This is a genomic window from Pseudomonas sp. BJa3, from assembly GCF_026343815.1.
Lineage (GTDB): Bacteria > Pseudomonadota > Gammaproteobacteria > Pseudomonadales > Pseudomonadaceae > Aquipseudomonas > Aquipseudomonas soli.
In genome coordinates, this window is record NZ_JAOXMC010000014.1 from 140,892 (window position 1) to 162,156 (window position 21,265).

Consider the following 21,265-nt stretch of genomic DNA (forward strand, 5'->3'; position numbering starts at 1 on the left):
CCCATCGCGGGGCAAGCCCGCCCTCACGCTTTGAACTCAGCTGGAACTCGAAACGTGGGAGCGGGCTTGACCCGCGATAAGGCCAGCCAGGCAAAGCCCTTTTCAAGGAGATCCCATGACGCCAGAAGACCCTCATACCACCGCCGGCAAGACCCGCTTCTACCAAGGCGAAAACAACACCCAACCGCTGTTCTGCATTGAGCCCGGCATTCCCTGTCAGCACGCCCGCGAACAGTCATCGGAACTGATGGACTGCGTACGTCACCTGACCCTGGTCGGGGTGATGGAGAGCGACCCGCGCATGGTCTGGGCCGCTCACTATCTCAGCGCCTTGGCCAAGGCGTTGATGGACGATGCCGAACTGGGTATGGGGCATCAGGTCTGAAAGAGGGGGCGCAAAGCGCCCCCGTGTTTGGGGCAGCCTCCCCAATACCTTCCACTTGTTTCTCCAACACTCTGATTTCAAACAATGTTATTGATGGCATAACGCTTGCTTTCACCCTCCACAGAACCCGTGAGTCCTGTGGAGGTGCAGCATGATCATTCCCCTCGAAGGCGCTACCCCATGCGTGCCGGCATGAACCGCAAGCTTCGCCCTGCATACCTGGGCTTGCTGCTGGGCACCGCGCTGATCGGCCTCGGCGTGGCCTACGAAAAGCTCTGGTGCGACCCCCGCGAACTGCTGCAGGAAGCCGCCGATCCCCAGGCCCTGCACACCCTCAGCCGCGACGGCGTCACCGTGGAGTTCGAGGCGCGGCCCCTGGCCGGCGGCGAACTGCGCGAGGGCGACTTTGCCAATATCCGTTTCAAGGTCAGCGACCAGAGCAGTGGCCAGCCGCTGTCGGGCATGGCCCCCGGCGCCTGGCTCGACCCTGCGCAGTCGGCACCGGTCGGTGACCGCGACAGCAGCTGCAAGGCGCGCGTGGCACTGTTTCTCAAGAGCAGCATCGGCGCTCGCCCTTTGCTCGACCTGAACAGCTACTTCCTGCTGGTGCTGAACAAGGATGCCAGCCTGACGGTGATCGACCCGACCGTGTCGGTGGGTGGGGTCACCAGCACGCTGGCGCGCATCGACCTTCCGGGGCGCCCCATGGACTGGGTGGCCAGCGGCGATGACAAGCAGGTGTTCGTGTCCATGCCCGAGCGTAACCAGGTGGCCTTGATCGACACCGAGACATTTACCCGCGTGGCCACCCTTGAGGCCGGCGAGCAGCCGCTGCGGGTGGCGCTGCAACCGGACCAGCGCCTGCTGTGGGTGGGCAACAACAGCCATGACCCGGCCAAGGGCGGGGTGACGGTGATCGATGTGCCCAGCCGCACCACGCTCAAGTCGTTCGCCACCGGCTCCGGCCACCACGAGATCGCCTTCAGCGCCGACTCGCGCTTTGTCTTCGTCAGCAACCGCGATGGCGGCACCCTGAGCGTCATCGACACCGCGCAGATGCGCCTGGTGAAGACCCTCGAGGTCGGCCCGCACCCGTTGTCGGTGGCCTATTCGCCGCTGTCGCAGGCGGTGTACGTGGTCGATGGCCAGGAGGGCACGGTGCGGGTGATCGACGCCCGCAGCCACACCCTGCGCCACATGGTCAAGGCCGAACAGGGCCTGGGGCCGATGCGCTTCAGCCAGGATGGTCGTTACGGCGTGGTGCTCAACACCCTGGAGAACCAGGCGCTGGTGATCGATGCCAGTACCGACCAGCTGCTCCATCGCATCCCGGTGGCAGCCGAGCCGTACCAACTGACCTTCACCAAGGCCTACGCCTATGTGCGTGGGCTGGCTTCGCCGAAGGTGAGCATGATCAACCTGGCGAGCCTCGGGCAGGGGCGCGAGCCGATTGTCCAGGGCTTCGAGGCTGGCCCGGCGGCGCCGCGCCAGGCCGGCGACCTGCCGTTGGCCCAGGGGGTGAGCATTTCCCGCGACGACAATGCGGTGTTCGTGGTCAACCCGGTGGACAACACTACCTACTTCTATGCCGAGGGCATGAACGCGCCGATGTCGGGCTATAACAACCGCGGCCACCAGGCCCGCGCCGCGCTGGTCATCGACCGCAGCCTGCGCGAGCTGGCGCCCGGCGTGTACGGCTCGACGGTGAAGCTGCCGGCCTCCGGCACCTTCGATGTGGCGTTCCTGCTCAACCAGCCGCAGATCATCCACTGCTTCAGCACCGATGTCGCGGCGTTGCCGCAGTCGGGAAGGGCCAAGCGGGCCCACGCCGAGTTCATCGGCACCGACCAGCCGCTGCTGCAGCACACCCCGTACCTGGCCAGGGTGCGTATTGTCGGCGAGGACGGCAAGCCGCGCCTGGGGCTTGGCGACCTGAGCCTGCGCTACTTCCTGGCGCCTTCGTCGCTGCCGCGCAACGTGGCGCTGGTCGAAGTGGGCGAGGGGCTCTACCAGGCGCCGCTGGAGCTTGCCGAGGCCGGCGCCTGGTACCTGCACGTGCAGTCGCCGAGCCTAGGGCGTGCCTTCACCGAAGAAAACTACACCAGCCTGCGCGTCCTGCCGGCCGCAGCAGAGCCCACCGCTTCCCAAGGGGAACCCAGGAGTGTGCGATGAACCGTCTGCATGGTGGAAAACTGCTGGGCCTGAGCCTGCTGCTGGCCAGCAACCTGGCGCTGGCCCACGCCGGCCACGATCACGGCGGCGCTCCCGAGCAACCGCCGGCCGCTCACCAGGAGAAAGCCAGCGTGCGCTTCGCCGATGTGGCGCTGCTCGACCAGGATGGCATGCCGGTGCGCCTGGAAAAGGACTTGGTTGGCGATCATCTGGTGGTCATGGGTTTCATCTACACCAGTTGCACCACGGTGTGCCCGGTGGTGTCTTCGATCATGAGCAAGGTCCAGCAGCAACTGGGCGGGCGAGTGGGCGAAGAGATCCGCCTGGTGTCGATCAGCGTCGATCCACAGCGTGACGACTCCAGGCGCCTGGCCGGCTACGCCCGGGCATTCCAGCACGGGCCGGGGTGGAGCTGGCTGACCGGTTCACCCTACGCCATCAGCGAAACGCTCAAGGGGCTCGGCAGTTTCAGCGCCAACCTCAGCGAACACCCGCCATTGATCCTGGTGGGTGACGGGCGCAGCGGGCACTGGACGCGTTTCTACGGCTTCACTGACCCCAGCGTGCTGATCGGCGAGGTCAACCGCCTGAGCGCGCGCCGGGTGCATGCCAAGAGCACGGCCATCGCCGGCCAGGAGGCACAGCCATGAGCGCCCACACTTCCCGCCATGCCAGCATGCGCAGTCTCGACTGGCTGGTGCTCGGCGTCTGCCTGTGGATCCTCGCCTCGGTGGCGTTCGCCCACGAAGGCCATGCGCCGACGCCACAACCGGCGCCGCAGACCATGACCAGCGGCGGTGGCACCCGCGATGCGCAGACCTGGTTCACCGACACCGTGCTCAAGGACCAGGATGGCCGCGAGCTGCGTTTCTACAGCGATGTGCTCAAGAACAAGGTGGTGATGCTCAACGTGATCTTCACCCACTGCAACGATGCCTGCCCGCTGATCACTCGCAAATTGCGCGAGGTGCGCGAGGCCATGGGGCCGGCACTGGCGGCGCAAGTGACGTTCGTGTCGCTGAGCAGCGACCCTCTGAACGACACGCCAGAGGTGCTCAAGGCGTTTGCGCAGAAGCAGGGGGTGGATGGGCCGAACTGGCTGTTCCTGACCGGCGACAAGGCCAGTGTCGATCTGGTACTGGGGCGGTTGGGCCAGTTCCTGCCCAGCCCCGAGCAGCACTCGACGCAGTTGATTGCCGGTGACGTGGCGGGCAAGCGCTGGAGCAAGATTCGCCCGGACGCGCCGCCTGCAGCGATCGCCCAGCGCATGCAACTGCTGGCACAGCCGTTGGCGGGGCGCTGACATCATGACCGCCGCTCTCAAGTTGGTTCTGCTCATGTTGTGTTGGTGCCTGAGCGGGGCGGTGCAACTGAGCGAACAGGAACTCGCCGGCAAACGCCTCTACCGCGAAGGCGTCTCCAGCAGCGACGCCCAGTTGCTGGCCCGGGTCGGCCCCGGCGACATGAGTGTCCCGGCCAGCGTGCTGCCTTGCGCCGGTTGCCATGGCAACGACGGGCGCGGCCGCAGCGAAGGCGGAGTGCGCCCACCGAGCCTGGACTGGCAGCGCCTGGCCCTTGGCCCTGGCAACCGCGAGGCCAACAACCGACGCTACCCGGCCTACACCGATGCCAGCCTGGCGCGGGTCATCCGCAGTGGCACCGACCCCGCCGGCAATCGCCTCGACCCGGCAATGCCACGCTTCGACCTGAGCCTGGCCGACCAACGCAATCTCACCGCCTACCTCAAGCGCCTGGGCGAGGACCGTGACCCCGGGGTGGAGGAGGGCACCTTGCGCCTGGGCACCTTGCTGCCCGAGCAGGGGCCGCTGGCCGAGGCCGGGCGGACGGTGCGGGCAGTGCTGGAGGATGGCGTCGCGCAGTTGAACCAGCAGGGGGGTATCCATGGGCGACGCCTGCAGCTGGTCGCGCTGGACCCAGGGCAGGACCCGGTCAGCACCGCACAGGCATTGGACACGCTGATGCAACGAGAACGGGTGTTCGCCTTGGTCGCGCCCCTGGCGCCACTGCTCGACAGCCGCCAGCTGGAGCGGGCCGGCCTGCCGCTGATCGGTGCCACGCCACGTAGCGGTGGCAACGGGCAGGTGTTCGATCCCTTGCCGGGCGTGCCCGGGCAATTGCTCAGCGTGGCGCTGCATGCCCGTGATGCCCTTGGCCTGGCGCCCGCAGCCTTGCGGGTGGTGTATGCCGGCGCAGAGCAGGCCGATGCGGCGCAGGTGCTGCAGCAGCGTTTGCGTCAACTGGGGTTCGCTACCGCGCCGCCCCTGGCGTTCATGGGCCAGGCCCCGGATGGCGAGGGCATCCTCTTCCTCGGTCACGCCCAGGCATTCACCGCGCTGGCGTCGAGCCTGCAGGCGAGCGGGCGCAACCCCTACCTGTTCGCCGCCTCGGGCCAAGTGGCCGGCGCCGTGCCGGGATTGCCACCATCATGGTCGCGGCGGGTGCTGCTGGCCTATCCCTTCGTACCCGGCGACTGGACCGCGCAAGGCCGGGCGACCCTTGCCGGGGTGCAGTTGCGCCAGGGGCTGGAGCCACGCCAGGCGTCGTTGCAGGTCAGTACCCTGTGCGCCTGGCAGCTGCTGGTCGAAGCCTTGAAGCAGATCGGACGCGACGCCAGCCGTGAGCAGTTGTTGGTCGCCCTGGAGCAGTTGCATGACATCGATACCGGCCTCACGCCGTTGCTGGGTTTCGGTCCCGGACGCCGCCAGGGCATGACAGGTGCACATGTGGTGGAGGTAAGCCTGCCGGGCCCTGGTTTCACTGAAGTGGCACCATACCGAGCGGTGCCGGACAGCCTTTGAGATTCAGGAGAAGATCACCATGCGCACCCTGATTGCCTGCCTGTTGTCGCTGCTCGCCCTGGCCAGCCACGCCGACACCCCAGCGGCGCGGGTCAATGGCGTGGAGATCGGGGTGCTGCGCCTGGAGCGCTACTTCAGCGAATACCTCCAGGCCCAGGGGCGGGCGGTGGCGAGCATCCGCAACCCCAACCTTTACCAGCGCCTGCGCGCGCAGGCCCTGGATGAACTGATCGACAAGGAACTGCTCTGGCAGGAGGCCCAGCGCCAGGGCATAGACATCAGCGATGCGCAGGTGACGGCGCGGGTCGGCGAGGTCGAGGCGGCCTTCGGCAGCCCTGCGGTGTTCGAGCAGCGCCTGGCGCAAGCCGGCTTCGATCGGGCAGGCTTCGCTGACTACACTCGACATGAGATGGCCGCACAGCAGGTTTTCGCCCGGCTGAGCGCGGTCGAAGAACCCAGCAGCGCCGAAGTTGCAGCCTTCCATCAGGCCAACTGGCAAAGACTGCAAGGAATGCAGAACCAAAGTGATAATACTTCTGTCCTACCAGAACACGGCCTGCGCCTGGCCAGGGACGCGCTCGTCGCACAACTCCAGGGTCAGGCCCGGCAAGCCGTACGCCAACGTTTGCGTGATTCCGCTACAGTGGAGCGCGCCGACTGAGGGGGCGGGCAGGGCATTCCCCATTGTTGGGGGAAACGCCTCCGGGCAATGTGCCATCATCTTCCCCGGATATGGGGAACGACCAGCCCGCAAGCTCTGAGGTGACAGACAAGCTTCAACGATATCAACGACTTGAAAGCGGTAAGCACTGATTTTTCATGCCTGGCACGAAGCCTGCTCAAGCCTCTACAAGGCCGCACTTCGCAGACCGGGAAACCGGGCAGTTCATGGGAGTGGACCTTGGTGAACAGAGTATTGGTAGTCGATGACGAACAGACCCTTGCGCAGAACCTGCAAGCTTATCTGCAGGCGCAAGGCCTGGAGGTCCATCTCGCCCACGACGGTGCCACGGGTATCGAAGAGGCCGAGAGACAGGCACCGGACGTGATCGTGCTGGATTACCGCTTGCCCGACATGGAGGGGTTTCAGGTCCTGGAGACCGTGCGCAGGAACAGGCAATGCCATTTCGTGCTGATCACCGCCCACCCGACCGCCGAGGTCCGTGAGCGGGCCGCCGAACTGGGTGTGACCCATGTCCTGTTCAAGCCGTTCCCGCTGATGGAACTGGCCCGCGCCGTCTTCGACCTGATGGGCATCGAGCGCCAGCGCAGAAGCACCGACCAGCCGGCCGAAGGGTACGTCGAACGACGCCAGAACAGGAACGAGTCGTTCCCCTTGCAGTTGTACGATGGCAGCTGGGTCCTGGCCGACCGCCGACGCAATGGCGGCAAGCCCACCGAACCTGACGACGAACAACTGCTCACCGGGGAATAGCGGCGCCCAAGGCCCCCAAGCCCGCGGCGCCGCCCCTGAGCGGAGTCGCAGGCCATGTCCCAGGCATTCGATGCAAGCAGTAAAGGCCTCGTCGCCGGCAATCCGGAACAGGCGACCCTTTATCTTCCATACTCCCGCGACCTCCTGGCCCAGGCCCGCCAGCAAGCCGGCCAAGAGCGCCTGCTGGCCTTCCTTGAACACCTGTCCAGCGACACCCCGGCCACTTTCACCCAGCGCCTGGCCACCACCCTGCATTACCCGGTGCTCGCCACCCAGGCCCTGTTCGCCTGCGCCCCGGCCTTTGACCGGGTCAGCCTGGCGCAGTGCCTGAAACACGAATTCGCCCTGGTCGAACACGACGGCGAGCGGGTCGGTGTGTTCGCCGACCCCTTCGACAGCGCTCGCCTGGCCTGGATTGACGATTGTCTTCAGGGCGCGCCGCTGTACCTGGCCCACGCCGCCGACCTGGCCGCGTTCCTGGCCCGCCACGAGGAAAGCTTCCACGCCGTCGATGCCCTCGGTCACGAGGCTGAACCCGGCAACGAGGCCGACCCGCTGCAGCGCCTGTCGCTGACCAGCATCAGCGAAGACCAGAGCCGCGTGGTCAAGCTGGTCAACTCCACCCTGTACGACGCCCTCAAGCTGCACGCCAGCGACATCCACTTAGGCATGACCGGCCAGGGCCTGACCATCAAGTACCGCATCGACGGCGTGCTCAACGGTGCCGGCAAGGCCAGCGGCAGCGCCTTCGCCGAACAGGTGATCTCGCGGATCAAGGTGATGGCCGAGCTGGACATCGGCGAGAAACGCGTGCCCCAGGACGGTCGCTTCAAGGTGGCCATCGGCGAGCGGCAGATCGATTTCCGCGTCTCGATCATGCCGAGCATCTTCGGCGAGGACGCGGTGCTGCGGGTGCTGGACAAGCAGGACCTGTCCGACCAGGTCAGCGGCGTGCAGCTGCAGGCCCTGGGCTTCGAGACGCAAACCTTGCAGGCCCTGCGCCGGCTGGCCGCCGAGCCCTATGGCATGATCCTGGTCACCGGCCCCACCGGCAGCGGCAAGACCACCACCCTCTACGCCATGCTCAGCGAGATCAACCATGGCATGGACAAGATCATCACCATCGAAGACCCGGTCGAGTACCAGCTGCCCGGCGTGTTGCAGATCCCGGTCAACGAGAAGAAGGGCCTGACCTTCGCCCGGGGCCTGCGCTCGATCCTGCGCCACGACCCGGACAAGATCCTGGTCGGCGAGATCCGCGACCCGGACACCGCCCAGATCGCCGTGCAATCGGCGCTCACCGGACACCTGGTGTTCACCACCATCCACGCCAACAACGTATTCGACGTGATCGGCCGCTTCAGCCAGATGCAGGTCGATCCCTATAGCTTCGTCTCGGCGCTCAATGCCGTGCTGGCCCAACGCCTGGTGCGCCTGGCCTGCCCGCACTGCGCGCAGGCCAGCGAGCCGGATGACGACTTGCTGGCCGCCTCGGGCCTGGCCCGTGACGCGGTGGCCGGCTGGCGCTTCGTGCGTGCCCAGGGTTGCGGCCAGTGCCGTGGCAGCGGCTACCGCGGGCGCAGCGCGATTGCCGAACTGCTGCACCTGGACGACGACCTGCGGCAGATGATCGTCGAACGTCGCCCGCTCTCGCAGATCAAGCAGCTGGCCTGCCAACGTGGCCTGCGCCTGCTGCGCGCCTCGGCCCTGGACCTGGTCCGCGATGGCCGTACCACACTCGAGGAGATCAACCGTGTCACATTTATCGCCTGATCGGTATTGCGCGGTGCTGGGCGCCGAGGGTGTCGGCCTGGGCCATTGGCACGGCCGGCAGCATCAATGGCTGGGCAGTCGCGCGTTTGCCTGCGACGCCGCCCAGCCGGCCTGGGCCCCGGCACTGCAGGCCCTGGCCGGGCTGCTGGGTGAGCATCCGGCACGCGGCGCGCAGTTGCGCGTGCTGCTCTCGGCCCGCTACAGCCGCTTCTGTCTGGTGCCCTGGAGTGATGCCATTGGTACACCGAGCGAACTCGACGCCTATGCACGGGCCTGCTTCGAGAACCTCTACGGGCAGCCTCTGGATGACTGGCGCATTGTGCTTTCGCCGGAGCCGGCGGGCGCTGCGCGCATCGCCACCGCGCTGCCCGAAGCTTTGCTTCAAGGCCTGCAGGCCCTGGGGCGGGAAAATCGCCTGAGCCTGCGCTCGGTGCAGCCGTACCTGATGGCCGCCTACAACCGCTGCTCGGCGCAACTGACCCAAGGCGACTTCCTCTTCGTGCTGGCCGAGCCGCGCCGCAGCGTACTGCTGCTGGCTTCAGGCGGTGCCTGGCAGCAGGTGCTGGCCCAGGGCTGCGCCGATAACGACCAGGCGCTGCAGGCGCTGATCGAGCGTACCTGCGAACTGTATGGCGAGCAGCTGCCTCGGGTGTACCTGCATGCCCCGGGGCGCACGGCGGCCTCGCAAATGGCCGCGGTACAGCTGTGCGCCGCCAGTGCCGAATCCGATCCGTTGTGCGCCATGTGGCGAGCGGTGGCCTGACATGCGCCGCCTCGACCTGGAATTCCAACCCCGCCACAGCAGCCCCCTGGCCTGGTCGTTGCTCGCCCTCGGCGGCGCCGTGCTGGCTGTGCTGGTGCTGGCCCAGCAGCAACTGGTGAGCGAGCAGGTGCACCTGGAAAGCCGCGTGCACCAACTCGAACTCAAGCTCGGCCGGCGCCCGGCCACCGCCGCGGTGCAGAGCAGCGCGGTGATCCGCGAGCAGGCCGAGCGCCTGGCGCAGATGCGCAGCGTCTCGCAGCAGTTGCAGCGGCCATGGCAGCAGCTGTTCGCCATGCTCGAGGCGATGCCGCAGGAGGACGTGGCGCTGCTCAGCCTGACCCCCGATGCCCGCAAGGGCCAGGTACGCATCAGTGCCGAGGCGCGCAACCTCGAGGCCATGCTGCAGTACCACCAGCGCCTGGAGCGCAGCGCCGAGCTGTCAGACGTGTCGCTACTCAACCACGAGGTGGTGGCCGGGCAGGTCGAGCATCCGGTGCGCTTCAACCTCACCGCTACCTGGGAGACCGGCCATGCGCGTCCGTAGCCTGATCGTCCATGAAGCGCTGCGGCGCCTGGGCCGGGCAGGGCTGGCCGCGGTGCTGGTCGGCGGCCTGGCCCTGGCGGTCGCCCTGGCCGGGGTGCTGCCCCAGTGGCAGGCGGTCCGCGAACTGCGTGCCAACGAAGCCGATGCCAGTGCCCAGGTGCAGCGCCTGGCGCGTGGCGAGCTCAAGGTGCGGGCCAAGCCCGAGCAGCAGGCGCTGGACGACCTGCGCCAACAACTGCCCGGCCAGCCCCAGGCCAGCGAGCTGATCGAGCGCCTGTACCACCTGGCCAGTGCCGAGCGCATCAGCTTGGCCCGTGGCGAGTACGCCCTGGGCGTGGACCCGAAGACCCAGCTGGCGCGCTACCAGATCGTCCTGCCGGTGCGCGGCAGCTACCCGCAGATCCGTGGCTTCCTCAAGGCGCTGCTCGGCCAGTTGCCGACGCTGGTGCTGGAAGACCTGGAACTGCAACGCAAGCGGATCGGTGACCGGGAACTGACCGGTCGTGTGCGCATGACCCTTTACCTGTCGAGGTCGTGATGAACACTCAGCGTGCGGTGATGTGGGCCGGTTTCCTGGGGTTGAGCGCGGCGCTGGCGTGGGCGCCGGGGCACTGGTTCGGCGTGGGGGAGGATGAGCTGGCAGGCCCTGTCGCGGAGAAAACCCGCCCACACCCGACACCCACGAACGTGGCAGCGAGCTTGCCTCGCGATGAAGCCAAAAGCCTTTCACGCGACCTGTTCCCCAGCCAGCAATGGACCCCACCCCAGGCCCTGGCCACCGTCACCGAACAACCCGTGGTCACCACCCCGGAGCCCGCCGCAGCTGCCGCCCCGACGCTGCCGTTTCGTTTCATCGGTCGCATGGGTGAGCGCGACGACCTGCAGATCTTCCTGCAGAGCGGCGAGAAGCTCTACGTCGTGCGCCAGGGTGACGTGATCGACGACACCTACCGTCTGGACCGTGTTTCGGCCACCGAGTTGAGCCTGGTCTACCTGCCACTGCATCAGCCACAGACCCTGTCTGTCGGGAGCGCACCATGAAACCGTCGAAGTTGTGCAAGCCTGCGCCGTTCGTGCTCCTGGCCCTGTGCGTGGCCATCGCCGGATGCGGCACCAGCGCCGTGCGCAAGGACAGCCAGGAACTGATCAAAGAGGGTCAGTACGAGGCCGGCATCGCTCGCCTGGAAGAAGCCCTGCGCGAAGATCCGCGCGACACCGAGCTGAACATCGCCCTGGCCCACGGCCGCCAGGGCGCGGTCGAGGCGCTGCTGACCCAGGCCGACAGCGACCGCGTGCGCCATGACTTCGCCGGCGCGCGCATGGGCTACGGCCGGGTGCTGACCATCGAGGCGAACAACCGCCGCGCCCAGGAGGGCATCCGCCAGCTGGAGCTGATCCGCACCCTCGACGACCGTGTCGCCCTTGGCCAGGCGGCACTGCGCCAGGGCGACCTGTTCGGCGCCGAGCGCTACATGCGCGAGGTGCTGCGCCTCGACCCGCAAAACCAGAAGGGCCAGATGCTGCGCAGCGACATCGAGAACGTCCAGGCCCGTACCGCCACGCCGTACCCGCAACTGCGCAGCAAGCTGGAGCGCCCGGTTACCCTGGAGTTTCGCGATGCCGACCTGAAGACCATCTTCGAGGTGCTGGCCCAGGTCGCCGGGATCAACTTCATCTTCGACAAGGACCTGCGCCCGGACATGAAGGCCACCATCTTCGTGCGCGAGGTGCGCATCGAGGACGCCGTGGCCCTGCTGCTGGAGCAGAACCAGCTACGCCAGAAGATCGTCAACGACAACACCTTGCTGCTCTACCCGGACTCGCCGCAGAAGACCAAGGACTACCAGGAACTGGTCATGCGCACCTTCTACCTGACCAGCATCGACGCCAACACCGCGCTGAACATGGTCAAGACCATGCTCAAGACCCGCGACGTGTTCGTCGACGAGCGCCTCAACACCCTGACCATGCGCGACACCCCCGACGCCGTGCGCATGGCCGAGAAGCTGCTGCAGTCCCAGGACCAGTCCAACCCCGAGGTGGTGCTGGAAGTGGAAGTGATGGAAGTGGCCACCTCGCGCATCCTCGACCTCGGCCTGCAATGGCCCAACACCTTCGGCGTGCTGACCAGCGACGGCAAGTCAGTCAGCGTGCTCGACCAGTTGCGTGGCATCGACTCCAGCCGCATCAGCATCTCGCCCGCGCCGCAGGCCAAGATCAATGCCCAGGACAAGGACATCAACACCCTGGCAAGCCCGGTGATCCGGGTCAGCAACCGTGAACAGGCGCGCATCCACATCGGCCAGCGGGTGCCGATCATCAGCGCCACCTCGGTACCCTCGACCCAAGGCCCGGTGATCACCGAAAGCGTCACCTACCTGGATGTCGGCCTCAAGCTCGAAGTGCAGCCCACCGTGCACCTGAACAACGAGGTGGCGATCAAGGTGGCCCTGGAAGTGAGCAACGCAACGCCCCTGGAGGCCACCCGCCAGGGCACCATCCCGGTCCAGGTCGACACCCGCAACGCCCAGACCAGCCTGCGCCTGCACGATGGCGAGACCCAGGTACTGGCCGGCCTGGTGCGCAACGATCACAACGCCAGCGGCAACAAGATCCCGGGGCTGGGCGACATTCCCGGCCTGGGCAGGCTGTTCGGCAGCAACAAGGACGACATGAGCAAGTCCGAACTGGTGCTGGCGATCACCCCGCGCATCGTGCGCAACCTGCCGTACCAGAGCCCGTCGGACATGGAGTTCGCCACCGGCACCGAATCGGCCCTGCAGGTGCGCCAGCTGGCTCAACCGGCACCGGCCAGCGCGCTGCCCGCCGACGCCCCGGCTGACGAGCCGGCCGCCGCACCGCTGGTCGAGGGGCAGATGGCCGTGGTGCCTGCAGCCGCGAGGCCACGGCCATGACACGCCGCCAGCAGGGTTTCAGCCTGATCGAGGTGGTGCTGACCCTGGCACTGCTCGGCTTGCTCGCCAGCATGGCCGCGCCCCTGACCGAGACCGTGGTGCGCCGGGGCAAGGAGCAGCAGTTGCGCGAGGCGCTGTACCAGATCCGCGACGCCATCGACGCCTACAAGCGCGCCTTCGACGCCGGCTACATCGAGAAGCGCCTGAACGCCAGCGGTTATCCGCCGAGCCTGCAGGTGCTGGTGGACGGCGTGCGCGATGTACGCAGCGCCAAGGGCGCGAAGTTCTACTTCCTGCGGCGCATCCCCCACGACCCGCTGCGCACCGCCAAGGACGACGACCAGGGTGGCTGGGGCCTGCGCGCATACGACAGCGCGGCCGACAGCCCACGCGAAGGCGAGGACGTGTTCGATGTGTATTCCAAGGCCAGCGGCAAGGGCCTGAACAACGTGCCCTACGGGCAATGGTGACGGCGATGAAAGCGAGCAGAGGCTTCACCCTCATCGAACTGCTGGTAGTGATGGCGATCATCGCCACCCTGATGACCATCGCCATGCCGCGCTACTTCAACAGCCTGGAGGCCTCCCGCGAGGCCACCCTGCGCCAGAGCCTGGCGGTGCTGCGCGAGGCGCTGGATCACTACTACGGCGACACCGGGCACTACCCCGATTCGATCGACCAGCTGGTGGAGCAGCGCTACCTGCGCAATACCCCGGTCGATCCGATCACCGAGCGGCGCGATGCCTGGCAGCTGGTGCCGCCGCCCGAGGGCGTGGCCGGCGCGGTGGCCGATATCAAGAGCGGAGCAACCGGGAGGGCGCGCGATGGCAGCCTCTATGCCGAATGGTGAAGCCGGCTTCACCTACCTGGGCGTGCTGCTGCTGATCGCCGTCAGCAGCGTGGCCCTGGCGGCCACCGGCACCCTGTGGGCCACCAGCCTGCAGCGCGAGCACGAGCGCCAGCTGCTGTGGGTGGGCGGCCAGTACGCCCAGGCCCTGCGCAGCTACTACCGCGCCTCGCCGGGCCTGGCCCAGTACCCGCAGGACCTTGCGGAGCTGGTGGAAGACAACCGTTTCCCGTCGCCGCAGCGCCACCTGCGCCGGCTCTACCCGGACCCTGTCGGTGGCGGCGAGGAATGGGGCCTGCTGCGCGCGGTCGATGGCCGCATCACAGGGGTGTACAGCCGCTCCGACGCCGCGCCGCTCAAACGCAGCGGTTTCGACGCTCAGTGGAGTGCCTTCGAGGGGCTGGAGCACTACAGCGACTGGCAGTTCGTCGCCGAGCAGGCCTTCGCCGAAAGCGCCGCAGGCGCCCGTCCACACGCCGGCCTGGGAGAGGCGCCATGAAACGCTTGGCCGCGTGGGTGTGCCTGTGCCTGGCCCTGTTGCATGGCCAGGCGCAGGCCGGGGCCGAGGACGAGATGATGGGCTTCATCGTCGACAACACCATCTCGCACATCGGCCACGACTTCTATCACGCCTTCAGCGACCGGCTGCGCGCCACCAGCCGGCTGGATTTCAACCTGGTGGTGCGCGAACGCCCGGATGCCCGCTGGGGCAGCCTGGTGACGGTGGAGTACGAACGCGAGGTGCTGTACCGGCGCTTCCTGCCGCCCAACACCACGCAACTCAACGACGAGGCCATCGCGGCCGCCGACCTGGTCCGCCAGCAGATCATCCAGCGCAAATTGCAACGGCTGCTGCAGGACACAACCGATCTGGAGAGGGACGAGCTATGAGCAACCACCTTGCACGACGCATCGCCGCCTGCCTGCTGGCCGCCGGCCTCGGTGGCCAGGCCCTGGCCACGGAGCTGGTGTACACCCCGGTCAACCCGTCCTTCGGCGGCAACCCGATCAATGGCGCCTGGCTGCTGAACAACGCTCAGGCGCAGAACGACTACGACGACCCCGACCTCAAGGACCGCAGTTCGGCATTCGCCGGCACCTCGGCCCTGGAGCGCTTCAGCAACCAGCTTGAGTCGCGCCTGCTCGGGCAGTTGCTGGACAAAATCAGCAACGGCAACACCGGCAGCATGTCCACCGACGCCTTCCTGATCGACGTGATCGACGATTCCGGGGCGCTGAGCATCAAGGTCACCGACCGGGCGACCGGGGAAGTCTCGATCATCGAGGTCAGCGGCCTGAACCCCTGAGAGGGACGGGTCTTTACTGGGGAGAGAACGCCATGAAACGCCTGCTGAGCACACTGCTGATCCTCACCGCCCTGGCTGGCCTGCAAGGCTGCGGCCTGCGCGAGCCGATGCCCGCGGAGCAAGACTCCGAGACCCCGACGCTGACGCCGCGGGCCTCGACCTACTACGACCTGGTCAACATGCCGCGGCCACGTGGTCGGCTGATGGCGGTGGTATACGGCTTCCGCGACCAGACCGGGCAGTACAAGCCGACCCCGGCCAGCTCGTTCTCAACCAGCGTCACCCAGGGGGCGGCGAGCATGCTGATGGACGCCCTCAGCGCCAGTGGCTGGTTCGTGGTGCTCGAGCGCGAAGGGCTGCAGAACCTGCTGACCGAGCGCAAGATCATCCGCGCCTCCCAGAAGAAGCCTGACGTCGCCGAGAACATCCAGGGCGAACTGCCGCCGTTGCAGGCGGCCAACCTGATGCTCGAAGGTGGCATCATCGCCTACGACACCAACGTGCGCAGCGGCGGCGAGGGCGCCCGCTACCTGGGCATCGGCCTGTCCCGCGAGTACCGGGTCGACCAGGTCACGGTCAACCTGCGGGCGGTGGACGTACGCACCGGGCAGGTGCTGGCCAACGTGATGACCAGCAAGACCATCTACTCGGTCGGGCAGAACGCCGGGGTGTTCAAGTTCATCGAGTTCAAGAAGCTGCTCGAGGCCGAGGTCGGCTACACCACCAACGAACCGGCGCAACTGTGCGTGCTGTCGGCCATCGAAGCCGCGGTGGGCCACCTGCTGGCGCAGGGCATCGAGCGGCGGCTGTGGCAGGTGGCCGGGGATGGAGTGGGGGACAAGGCGGTGTTGGACAAGTACCTGAGTCAGTACCAGCAGCAGTAGCGACCTACGGGGGCATATGGTCCGCGGATGCTCCCTGCAGTCGGCATTCAAAGCAAATCAAACTTTGCAGCCGTGGCGGTATCTCCCATTAACACAACCAGGAGAAATCACCATGTCAGATCCACGCCATTCGCCGGCCAAGCAGGGCCCGCACTCATCCGAGCAGGCCACCGAACCCGATGACCTCGGCTTCGACCCGGACTCGCCGGATGTCGATGACCCGCAGGTTGATCCCCAGGGGCCGGCAAAGCCACCGAGGGATGTCGAAAAAGAGGGCTGAATCATTCGCCGCATTGGTCGTACAGCTGGCGCGCCAGAAGAATTGCCGGCATGTTCGACTCCGCCCACTGCGCCAGACGCTCCACCGTGCCGCCCAGTGTCGCGCCCAGCTCGGTGAGGGCGTATTCGACTGTGGGCGGCACGGTCGGATACACCTGGCGCTCCACCAGGCCGTCGCGTTCGAGCCGCTTCAGGGTTTGCGACAGCACCTTCTGCGAGACGCCGGCCATATCCCGGCGCAGTTGGTTGAAACGCACCCGCTCACCGGCGCTGAGGCGGTCGATGAGCAACAGCACCCACTTGTCGGCGAGGCGCTCGAGCACCAGGCGGGCCGGGCAGTTCGGGGCGAATACGTCGTAGGCGGGGCATTCGCGGTAATGGGCCATGGGTTACTCCGAGGTAATCAGGTGAGTGAAAAGTGCCTTCTTGAGCGCCTGGGCGGGACTGGTTAGGCTTTTATCCATGGTTCGCGGCCGCGCCATACCCTCCCGTTGAATGCACTGAAGGAAATTGAGATGAACACCGAACCCAAGGCTTCGGCGCTGCGTGCTGGCCGCTGGATCACCCTGCTGCTGCTGAGCGCGGCGGCCAATCCGGGCAATGCCGGCGAGCTGGTGGCTCCGGCCACCCTGGTCGTGGACCAGAGCCTGCCCAAGGCCCAGCTGGAGCAGCAGATCCTCGCCGCCCGCCGCTACGACACCTTCTGGAACACCGGCGACGAGGCCATGGCCCGCGCCGCGCTGGCCAGCGACTTTCGCGACAACACCCTGCCGCCGGGACGACCACAGGGCGTGGAAGGGCCATTGAGCGCTTCCAGGGCATTCCGCGCAGCGGTGCCGGACCTGCGCTGCGAGGTCCTGCAGATGATCGTCGCAGGCGACCGGGTCACCGCGGCGCTGCGTTTCACCGGGCACTTCAGCGGCAAGCTGGGCGAGCACCAGGGGCAGGGCCAGGCCATCGATTTCATCGCCATGGATATCTACCGTGTCGCCGAAGGCCGGATCGTCGAGGACTGGCATCTGGAGGACAACCTTGCGTTCATGCGCCAGGCGGGGTTGGTGGGGCGCTGAACACACGGGCTGGTCTTGATCCAGGGTTACCAGGACTGGCCTCATCGCCGGCTTGCCGGCGAAAGGGCGCGAAGCGTCCCCGTTCGGTCAATCGAACACACGTGGCGGATTGACAGGTGTATCGGCCTGGGCCAGGGCCCAACGGGCAATCTCGTCCTTGCGCATGAACGATACGCCGGCATGGCCGCGGGCATAGGCGAAGAACTGATCCAGCGCGCGCACGACGGTAGGCGTGCCGCCGATGCGGTCATGCGCCGACAGCGACATCAACCGGCGCCGTTGGCGGCCTTCGGCATAGAGCACGTCGAACTCGTCCTTGAGCTCCTGCAACAGCGCGGCGCCGGTCATCGCCGTGGACCCGGCGATGCGGCCGATGTCGTTGTTGCGCAGGGTGTAGGGCACCACCGCGAACGGCTTGCCGCGCACCGGGGTGATCGAGGGTTCGTCGCGGGCCAGGTCGTCGATGTGGTAGAGAAAGCCGAGGTCCTGGAGGATGTTCAGGGTCTCGCGGGAATGACGCATCCAGAACGCGTTGAAACCTACCGGGCGTTGGCCGGTGACGCGTTCGATGATGGCGCTGGCCTGCTCGTACTGGCGACGCTCCTCTGCAGGCGTCAAGCTGTACTGCGGCGCCCAGTGCAGGCCATGGCCGGCGGCTTCGTGGCCGCGCCTGACCACCTCGGCCGCCAGCTCCGGGTAAGCCTCCACAGCCTTGCCGACCATGTGCGAGGTGACCTTGATGCCGTGCCGGTCGAACAGCGCGAGCAGGCGCGGCACGCCTTCCAGCGGGCCGTAGCGGTACCAGCTGGGGGCGATGGTGTCGGGGTAGCGTGAATCCAGAGGCGGGAACGGGCTTTCGGCGTGTTCCGGCTGGCCACCGGACTCGAATTGCAACGACACGGAAATCACCAGTTGCGCGCCATTGGGCCAGAACCCTTTGCCACCGGCGCTATCGGGCGGCGTCCCGGTGCTGTTGCCCGGCTCTTGCGCCAGTACCGCGCCCGCCGCGACGGCAATGCCGCCGGCGAGGGTGCCTTTCATGAAATCTCTTCTGCTGGTCATCGGGTTGTTCCTGTGCGGGTGTCGATGCCGGGCAGTGTAATTAGCGAGGAAATCACCAATAATCGGGCGAAATCCAAAATCATATTTCGGAAAAATCGAAAAGTATGCTGGATAACCTGGCGTTGTTCCTGACCATCATCGAAAAAGGCAGCCTGTCGGCGGCGGGCCGCGAGCGCCGCTTGTCACCGGCCACGGTGTCCGAGCGCCTGGCGGCGCTGGAGGCGCACTACGGGGTGGCGCTGCTGACCCGCAGCACCCGTTCGCTGAGCCTCACCGACGCCGGCCGGCAACTCGCCGAGGGCGCACGGCGCCTGCTGGCCGAGGCCAACGAGCTGGAAAGCCGTCTCAGGGACGGCCAGCAGAAGATCTCCGGACTGGTGCGCCTGAGCGCGCCGGTGGACCTCGGCCAGCACCGCATCGTGCCGCTGCTCGACCGCTTCCTGGCCGAACATCCGCAAGTCTCGATCGACCTGGACCTGACCGATGGCTACGTCGACCTGGTGGGGCAGGGCATCGATTTCGCCATTCGCTACGGCACCTTGGCCGACAGTTCCCTGCGCGCACGGTCCCTGGGCGACAACCGCCGGGTGGTGTGCGCCGCGCCCGACTACCTGCGCCGCCACGGCACGCCACTGCACCCGGACGATCTGGCGCGCCACGATTGCATCGTCATGCGCTTCGGCATCCACGCCGAACGGGTCTGGCCATTTCGCCTGGACGGCGTGGCCTACCCGGTGAGCGTGCGCGGACGGCGGATTGCCAACAACGGCGAGCAGGTGCGCCGCTGGGCGTTGGACGGGCACGGGCTGTGCCTGAAATCGCTTCGCGATGTGCGCGACGACCTCGACAACGGCCGGTTGGTCGAAGTGCTGGCAGACTTCAGCGCCGGCCAGGTGGCCCTGCAGATCGTCTACCCGCCGACGCGGGTGCAGCCACGGCGGGTAAGGGCGTTGATGGAGGCGATCATCGAAGGCCTGCGCTAGTGCGCCCCGTGGCAGCTGGCCGAGCCATTGCCACAGGGCGGAGCGGTATCAGCTTTCGGCTTGTCTGGCGGCCTCGACACCGGCGGACGACAGCTTGATCGGGTAGTTGACGCTGAGCGTGTGGCCGGCTTCGACATTCACGCTGCCATCGTGGATCAAGCCTTGCTCCTGCAGGGTCTTGAGCATGCCGGCCACGGCTTTCTCGCCGCGGTAGTTGTCCAGCACTTCCTTGCCCAACCCTTGCGGGTGGGCGTGCAACAGGCGGGTCAGGACTTCCGAACGCAGTGCATCATTGCTCATGGGAGCCTCGCTTTGTCAGTGGGGCGGGTTACTGGCCGTGCTTGGCCTGCAGTTCCTTGGCATGCTTCAGGTGCTCTTCGAGCTTGGGCAAGGTCTCGCCGGCGAAGGCCTTGAGTTCGGCCTTGTCGGACGAGGCGGCCTCTTTCCTGAACAGTTCCACGGCTTTCTCGTGGGCCTCGACCTGGTTGTTGACGTAGGAGCGGTCGAACGACTCGTCGCGCCATTCCAGGATCATCTTCTTGACCTTGTCGGTCAGCGCCGCTTCATCGGGCACGCTGATGTCCAGTTTGCGGGCGATGTCGCCGAGCTTCTGGTTGGCCTGGGTGTGGTCGGTGACCATCTGCTGGGCGAAGGTCTTGATTTGCGGGTCCTTGCTCTTGTCCAGCGCCAGCTTGCCGGTCACCACTTCGGCGATGCCGGCTTCGGTGGCGGCGTCGACGAAGTCATCCGACGAGGCGGCCAGGGCCTGTAGCGAGGCCATGCCCAGCACCATGGAAAACCCGACCCGCTTGAGGAACAGATTGCTCATGTGTGACTCCTTATCCGTTGGCGCGACGTCAGTGTCGCGTACGGTTGAGAGCAGGCGGCGGGCAAAGGTTTAATTTTTCTGCGCGTTTTGAACCGATGCTGACCACCAAGGCTCACACCTTCAAAGGTGCAGAGGAACCCGACCATGAGCATCGAACGCAGCATTCCCGAACTCGAGGCCTGGTACGCCCAGTACGACGATGCCAGCTATCGCCGCGAATCGCCCGACGCTTATCACCATGAGCTGCTGCGCACGGCCGAGGCGCTGCGCGATGATGGCGCGATCGACTGGGACGACTGGCTCAGGCTCAAGGAACTGGCAGACCAGGCCCACCTGGGGGCACTGCAAGACGCGGTGCAGGCCCGCGTGGACGACCCCGACGCATGAAAGCGCTGAAGATCACCACGTTCAATGTCAACGGCATCCGCAGTCGCCTCGACAACCTGCTGGCCTGGCTGGCGCGCGAGCAACCCGACATCGTCTGCCTGCAGGAACTCAAGGCCAGCGACGCGCAGTTCCCCCGCGAGGCCATCGAGGCTGCCGGCTACGGCTGTCTGCATTTCGGCCAGGCGTCATGGAACGGTGTCGCCATCCTCGCCCGCGACAGTCAGCCCCTGGAGGTGCGCCGTGGCTTGCCGGGCATGGAGGACGACAGCCAGAGCCGCTATGTCGAGGCGGCGGTGCACGGCGTTCAGGTGGCCTGCCTGTACCTGCCCAATGGCAACCCGCAACCGGGCCCGAAGTTCGCCTACAAGCTGCGCTGGTTCGAAAGCCTGATCGCCCATGCCGACACCCTGCGCGGCGCCGATCACCCAGTGTTGCTGGCGGGGGACTTCAATGTGGTGCCCACCGACCAGGACATCTACAACCCGAAGTCGTGGCTCAAGGACGCGCTGCTGCAGCCCGAGTCACGCGCCTGCTACCAGCGTTTGCTGGAGCAGGGCTGGAGCGATGCGTTGCGGCAGTTGTACCCGCACGAGCGGGTCTACACCTTCTGGGACTATTTCCGTAACCACTGGCCGCGCAACGCCGGGCTGCGCATCGACCACCTGCTGCTCAACCCGGCCCTGGCGCCTTACCTGAAGGACGCAGGGGTCGACGCCTGGGTGCGCAACGAGGCCCACGCCAGCGACCATGCGCCAGTGTGGATCAGTCTCGGCACACGCAAGCGGCGCTGAACTATAGTCATTGGCGGCCA

28 protein-coding genes are annotated in these 21,265 nt (G+C 66.7%); 24 read left to right on the plus strand and 4 right to left on the minus strand.

All coding sequences use genetic code 11. The annotated features are described in order from the left end of the window. Nucleotides 1-115: 115 nt before the first annotated feature. The 20 genes from OH705_RS18585 to OH705_RS18680 all read left to right on the plus strand — a co-directional run bounded on the left by OH705_RS18585 (nucleotide 116) and on the right by OH705_RS18680 (nucleotide 16,124). Entirely contained in the window at nucleotides 116-385 is a 270-nt protein-coding gene (locus OH705_RS18585; RefSeq protein ID WP_094012177.1) for a DUF3077 domain-containing protein, read from the plus strand. 192 nt (nucleotides 386-577) lie between these two features. After that, nucleotides 578-2,557: a cytochrome D1 domain-containing protein gene (locus tag OH705_RS18590; RefSeq protein WP_267302720.1), complete on the plus strand. Its 1,980-nt coding sequence runs from the start codon at nucleotides 578-580 to the stop codon at nucleotides 2,555-2,557. After that, on the plus strand, nucleotides 2,554-3,207 hold the full coding sequence (locus tag OH705_RS18595) for an SCO family protein (RefSeq protein WP_038706092.1): 654 nt from the start codon (nucleotides 2,554-2,556) through the stop codon (nucleotides 3,205-3,207). Before OH705_RS18590 ends, OH705_RS18595 begins: the two co-directional genes overlap by 4 nt. After that, nucleotides 3,204-3,860 (plus strand): SCO family protein, encoded by a 657-nt coding sequence (locus OH705_RS18600; RefSeq protein WP_038706093.1) that lies wholly within the window; start codon nucleotides 3,204-3,206, stop codon nucleotides 3,858-3,860. Before OH705_RS18595 ends, OH705_RS18600 begins: the two co-directional genes overlap by 4 nt. Nucleotides 3,861-3,894: 34 nt before the next feature. Then, nucleotides 3,895-5,376 carry an ABC transporter substrate-binding protein gene (locus tag OH705_RS18605; protein WP_038707533.1) on the plus strand — a complete coding sequence of 494 codons (1,482 nt, stop codon included), beginning with the start codon at nucleotides 3,895-3,897 and terminating at the stop codon, nucleotides 5,374-5,376. 19 nt (nucleotides 5,377-5,395) lie between these two features. Next, nucleotides 5,396-6,037, plus strand: coding sequence for a SurA N-terminal domain-containing protein (locus OH705_RS18610; protein ID WP_046855696.1), 642 nt, complete (start codon nucleotides 5,396-5,398; stop codon nucleotides 6,035-6,037). A gap of 240 nt (nucleotides 6,038-6,277) precedes the next feature. After that, the gene (locus OH705_RS18615; RefSeq protein ID WP_023631301.1) at nucleotides 6,278-6,811 is read left to right on the plus strand and encodes a response regulator; all 534 of its coding nucleotides are present in this window, start codon (nucleotides 6,278-6,280) and stop codon (nucleotides 6,809-6,811) included. A gap of 54 nt (nucleotides 6,812-6,865) precedes the next feature. After that, nucleotides 6,866-8,584: a GspE/PulE family protein gene (locus tag OH705_RS18620; protein ID WP_094012181.1), complete on the plus strand. Its 1,719-nt coding sequence runs from the start codon at nucleotides 6,866-6,868 to the stop codon at nucleotides 8,582-8,584. Continuing rightward, the gene (locus tag OH705_RS18625) at nucleotides 8,565-9,347 is read left to right on the plus strand and encodes a hypothetical protein (protein WP_038706095.1); all 783 of its coding nucleotides are present in this window, start codon (nucleotides 8,565-8,567) and stop codon (nucleotides 9,345-9,347) included. The genes OH705_RS18620 and OH705_RS18625 overlap by 20 nt, the downstream gene beginning before the upstream one ends. Before the next feature lies 1 nt (nucleotide 9,348). After that, nucleotides 9,349-9,891, plus strand: a complete 543-nt coding sequence (locus tag OH705_RS18630; RefSeq protein ID WP_094012182.1) for a pilus assembly protein — start codon at nucleotides 9,349-9,351, stop codon at nucleotides 9,889-9,891. Beyond that, entirely contained in the window at nucleotides 9,878-10,429 is a 552-nt protein-coding gene (gene pilO, locus OH705_RS18635) for a type 4a pilus biogenesis protein PilO (RefSeq protein ID WP_267302722.1), read from the plus strand. The genes OH705_RS18630 and pilO overlap by 14 nt, the downstream gene beginning before the upstream one ends. After that, nucleotides 10,429-10,932, plus strand: a complete 504-nt coding sequence (locus OH705_RS18640; protein ID WP_110604739.1) for a hypothetical protein — start codon at nucleotides 10,429-10,431, stop codon at nucleotides 10,930-10,932. Before pilO ends, OH705_RS18640 begins: the two co-directional genes overlap by 1 nt. Continuing rightward, a complete protein-coding gene (locus OH705_RS18645) occupies nucleotides 10,929-12,806 on the plus strand; it encodes a secretin N-terminal domain-containing protein (protein ID WP_267302723.1) in 1,878 nt (625 codons plus the stop codon). The genes OH705_RS18640 and OH705_RS18645 overlap by 4 nt, the downstream gene beginning before the upstream one ends. After that, nucleotides 12,803-13,276: a type II secretion system protein gene (locus OH705_RS18650; RefSeq protein WP_038706099.1), complete on the plus strand. Its 474-nt coding sequence runs from the start codon at nucleotides 12,803-12,805 to the stop codon at nucleotides 13,274-13,276. The genes OH705_RS18645 and OH705_RS18650 overlap by 4 nt, the downstream gene beginning before the upstream one ends. A 5-nt stretch (nucleotides 13,277-13,281) precedes the next feature. Then, nucleotides 13,282-13,656 (plus strand): type II secretion system protein, encoded by a 375-nt coding sequence (locus tag OH705_RS18655; RefSeq protein WP_038706100.1) that lies wholly within the window; start codon nucleotides 13,282-13,284, stop codon nucleotides 13,654-13,656. After that, nucleotides 13,631-14,152: a type II secretion system protein gene (locus tag OH705_RS18660; protein ID WP_267302724.1), complete on the plus strand. Its 522-nt coding sequence runs from the start codon at nucleotides 13,631-13,633 to the stop codon at nucleotides 14,150-14,152. The genes OH705_RS18655 and OH705_RS18660 overlap by 26 nt, the downstream gene beginning before the upstream one ends. Next, nucleotides 14,149-14,544, plus strand: a complete 396-nt coding sequence (gene csgE / locus OH705_RS18665) for a curli production assembly/transport protein CsgE (RefSeq protein WP_038706102.1) — start codon at nucleotides 14,149-14,151, stop codon at nucleotides 14,542-14,544. Before OH705_RS18660 ends, csgE begins: the two co-directional genes overlap by 4 nt. After that, the gene (locus tag OH705_RS18670; RefSeq protein ID WP_267302725.1) at nucleotides 14,541-14,960 is read left to right on the plus strand and encodes a curli assembly protein CsgF; all 420 of its coding nucleotides are present in this window, start codon (nucleotides 14,541-14,543) and stop codon (nucleotides 14,958-14,960) included. The genes csgE and OH705_RS18670 overlap by 4 nt, the downstream gene beginning before the upstream one ends. Nucleotides 14,961-14,992: 32 nt before the next feature. Continuing rightward, nucleotides 14,993-15,844 carry a CsgG/HfaB family protein gene (locus OH705_RS18675; RefSeq protein WP_023632252.1) on the plus strand — a complete coding sequence of 284 codons (852 nt, stop codon included), beginning with the start codon at nucleotides 14,993-14,995 and terminating at the stop codon, nucleotides 15,842-15,844. A gap of 112 nt (nucleotides 15,845-15,956) precedes the next feature. Further along, complete coding sequence (locus OH705_RS18680) at nucleotides 15,957-16,124, plus strand: DUF6021 family protein (protein WP_177410828.1); 168 nt, start codon at nucleotides 15,957-15,959, stop codon at nucleotides 16,122-16,124. 1 nt (nucleotide 16,125) lies between these two features. On the opposite strand, the gene OH705_RS18685 is transcribed toward OH705_RS18680, so the two are convergent. Beyond that, nucleotides 16,126-16,509 carry a winged helix-turn-helix transcriptional regulator gene (locus tag OH705_RS18685; protein WP_038706103.1) on the minus strand — a complete coding sequence of 128 codons (384 nt, stop codon included), beginning with the start codon at nucleotides 16,507-16,509 and terminating at the stop codon, nucleotides 16,126-16,128. Between the two features lie 129 nt (nucleotides 16,510-16,638). Here OH705_RS18685 and OH705_RS18690 point away from each other — a divergent pair, with 129 nt between their 5' ends. Beyond that, nucleotides 16,639-17,193, plus strand: a complete 555-nt coding sequence (locus OH705_RS18690) for an ester cyclase (protein WP_267302726.1) — start codon at nucleotides 16,639-16,641, stop codon at nucleotides 17,191-17,193. Between the two features lie 87 nt (nucleotides 17,194-17,280). On the opposite strand, the gene OH705_RS18695 is transcribed toward OH705_RS18690, so the two are convergent. Further along, nucleotides 17,281-18,255 carry a polysaccharide deacetylase family protein gene (locus OH705_RS18695; protein ID WP_267302727.1) on the minus strand — a complete coding sequence of 325 codons (975 nt, stop codon included), beginning with the start codon at nucleotides 18,253-18,255 and terminating at the stop codon, nucleotides 17,281-17,283. 104 nt (nucleotides 18,256-18,359) lie between these two features. Between OH705_RS18695 and OH705_RS18700 the strand changes: the two genes are divergently transcribed. Continuing rightward, nucleotides 18,360-19,238: a LysR family transcriptional regulator gene (locus OH705_RS18700; RefSeq protein ID WP_267302728.1), complete on the plus strand. Its 879-nt coding sequence runs from the start codon at nucleotides 18,360-18,362 to the stop codon at nucleotides 19,236-19,238. Between the two features lie 48 nt (nucleotides 19,239-19,286). Here OH705_RS18700 and OH705_RS18705 read toward each other — a convergent pair whose 3' ends face one another. Both OH705_RS18705 and OH705_RS18710 read right to left on the minus strand, forming a co-directional pair. Further along, nucleotides 19,287-19,538, minus strand: a complete 252-nt coding sequence (locus OH705_RS18705) for a hypothetical protein (RefSeq protein WP_023631356.1) — start codon at nucleotides 19,536-19,538, stop codon at nucleotides 19,287-19,289. A gap of 28 nt (nucleotides 19,539-19,566) precedes the next feature. Continuing rightward, entirely contained in the window at nucleotides 19,567-20,067 is a 501-nt protein-coding gene (locus tag OH705_RS18710; RefSeq protein WP_094012187.1) for a DUF4142 domain-containing protein, read from the minus strand. Between the two features lie 144 nt (nucleotides 20,068-20,211). Between OH705_RS18710 and OH705_RS18715 the strand changes: the two genes are divergently transcribed. Then, nucleotides 20,212-20,454 carry a hypothetical protein gene (locus OH705_RS18715; RefSeq protein WP_023631358.1) on the plus strand — a complete coding sequence of 81 codons (243 nt, stop codon included), beginning with the start codon at nucleotides 20,212-20,214 and terminating at the stop codon, nucleotides 20,452-20,454. Continuing rightward, nucleotides 20,451-21,245: an exodeoxyribonuclease III gene (gene xth, locus OH705_RS18720; RefSeq protein ID WP_023631359.1), complete on the plus strand. Its 795-nt coding sequence runs from the start codon at nucleotides 20,451-20,453 to the stop codon at nucleotides 21,243-21,245. Before OH705_RS18715 ends, xth begins: the two co-directional genes overlap by 4 nt. Nucleotides 21,246-21,265: the final 20 nt, after the last annotated feature.

Bases quoted from the DNA above. Each gene is read 5' to 3' on its own strand.
- OH705_RS18585 (WP_094012177.1), top strand. From the start codon at position 116: ATGACGCCAGAAGACCCTCATACCACCGCCGGCAAGACCCGCTTCTAC.
- OH705_RS18590 (WP_267302720.1), top strand. From the start codon at position 578: ATGAACCGCAAGCTTCGCCCTGCATACCTGGGCTTGCTGCTGGGCACC.
- OH705_RS18595 (WP_038706092.1), top strand. From the start codon at position 2,554: ATGAACCGTCTGCATGGTGGAAAACTGCTGGGCCTGAGCCTGCTGCTG.
- OH705_RS18600 (WP_038706093.1), top strand. From the start codon at position 3,204: ATGAGCGCCCACACTTCCCGCCATGCCAGCATGCGCAGTCTCGACTGG.
- OH705_RS18605 (WP_038707533.1), top strand. From the start codon at position 3,895: ATGTTGTGTTGGTGCCTGAGCGGGGCGGTGCAACTGAGCGAACAGGAA.
- OH705_RS18610 (WP_046855696.1), top strand. From the start codon at position 5,396: ATGCGCACCCTGATTGCCTGCCTGTTGTCGCTGCTCGCCCTGGCCAGC.
- OH705_RS18620 (WP_094012181.1), top strand. From the start codon at position 6,866: ATGTCCCAGGCATTCGATGCAAGCAGTAAAGGCCTCGTCGCCGGCAAT.
- OH705_RS18630 (WP_094012182.1), top strand. From the start codon at position 9,349: ATGCGCCGCCTCGACCTGGAATTCCAACCCCGCCACAGCAGCCCCCTG.
- pilO (WP_267302722.1), top strand. From the start codon at position 9,878: ATGCGCGTCCGTAGCCTGATCGTCCATGAAGCGCTGCGGCGCCTGGGC.
- OH705_RS18640 (WP_110604739.1), top strand. From the start codon at position 10,429: ATGAACACTCAGCGTGCGGTGATGTGGGCCGGTTTCCTGGGGTTGAGC.
- OH705_RS18645 (WP_267302723.1), top strand. From the start codon at position 10,929: ATGAAACCGTCGAAGTTGTGCAAGCCTGCGCCGTTCGTGCTCCTGGCC.
- OH705_RS18650 (WP_038706099.1), top strand. From the start codon at position 12,803: ATGACACGCCGCCAGCAGGGTTTCAGCCTGATCGAGGTGGTGCTGACC.
- OH705_RS18655 (WP_038706100.1), top strand. From the start codon at position 13,282: ATGAAAGCGAGCAGAGGCTTCACCCTCATCGAACTGCTGGTAGTGATG.
- OH705_RS18660 (WP_267302724.1), top strand. From the start codon at position 13,631: ATGGCAGCCTCTATGCCGAATGGTGAAGCCGGCTTCACCTACCTGGGC.
- csgE (WP_038706102.1), top strand. From the start codon at position 14,149: ATGAAACGCTTGGCCGCGTGGGTGTGCCTGTGCCTGGCCCTGTTGCAT.
- OH705_RS18670 (WP_267302725.1), top strand. From the start codon at position 14,541: ATGAGCAACCACCTTGCACGACGCATCGCCGCCTGCCTGCTGGCCGCC.
- OH705_RS18675 (WP_023632252.1), top strand. From the start codon at position 14,993: ATGAAACGCCTGCTGAGCACACTGCTGATCCTCACCGCCCTGGCTGGC.
- OH705_RS18680 (WP_177410828.1), top strand. From the start codon at position 15,957: ATGTCAGATCCACGCCATTCGCCGGCCAAGCAGGGCCCGCACTCATCC.
- OH705_RS18685 (WP_038706103.1), bottom strand. From the start codon at position 16,509: ATGGCCCATTACCGCGAATGCCCCGCCTACGACGTATTCGCCCCGAAC.
- OH705_RS18690 (WP_267302726.1), top strand. From the start codon at position 16,639: ATGAACACCGAACCCAAGGCTTCGGCGCTGCGTGCTGGCCGCTGGATC.
- OH705_RS18695 (WP_267302727.1), bottom strand. From the start codon at position 18,255: ATGACCAGCAGAAGAGATTTCATGAAAGGCACCCTCGCCGGCGGCATT.
- OH705_RS18700 (WP_267302728.1), top strand. From the start codon at position 18,360: ATGCTGGATAACCTGGCGTTGTTCCTGACCATCATCGAAAAAGGCAGC.
- OH705_RS18705 (WP_023631356.1), bottom strand. From the start codon at position 19,538: ATGAGCAATGATGCACTGCGTTCGGAAGTCCTGACCCGCCTGTTGCAC.
- OH705_RS18710 (WP_094012187.1), bottom strand. From the start codon at position 20,067: ATGAGCAATCTGTTCCTCAAGCGGGTCGGGTTTTCCATGGTGCTGGGC.
- OH705_RS18715 (WP_023631358.1), top strand. From the start codon at position 20,212: ATGAGCATCGAACGCAGCATTCCCGAACTCGAGGCCTGGTACGCCCAG.
- xth (WP_023631359.1), top strand. From the start codon at position 20,451: ATGAAAGCGCTGAAGATCACCACGTTCAATGTCAACGGCATCCGCAGT.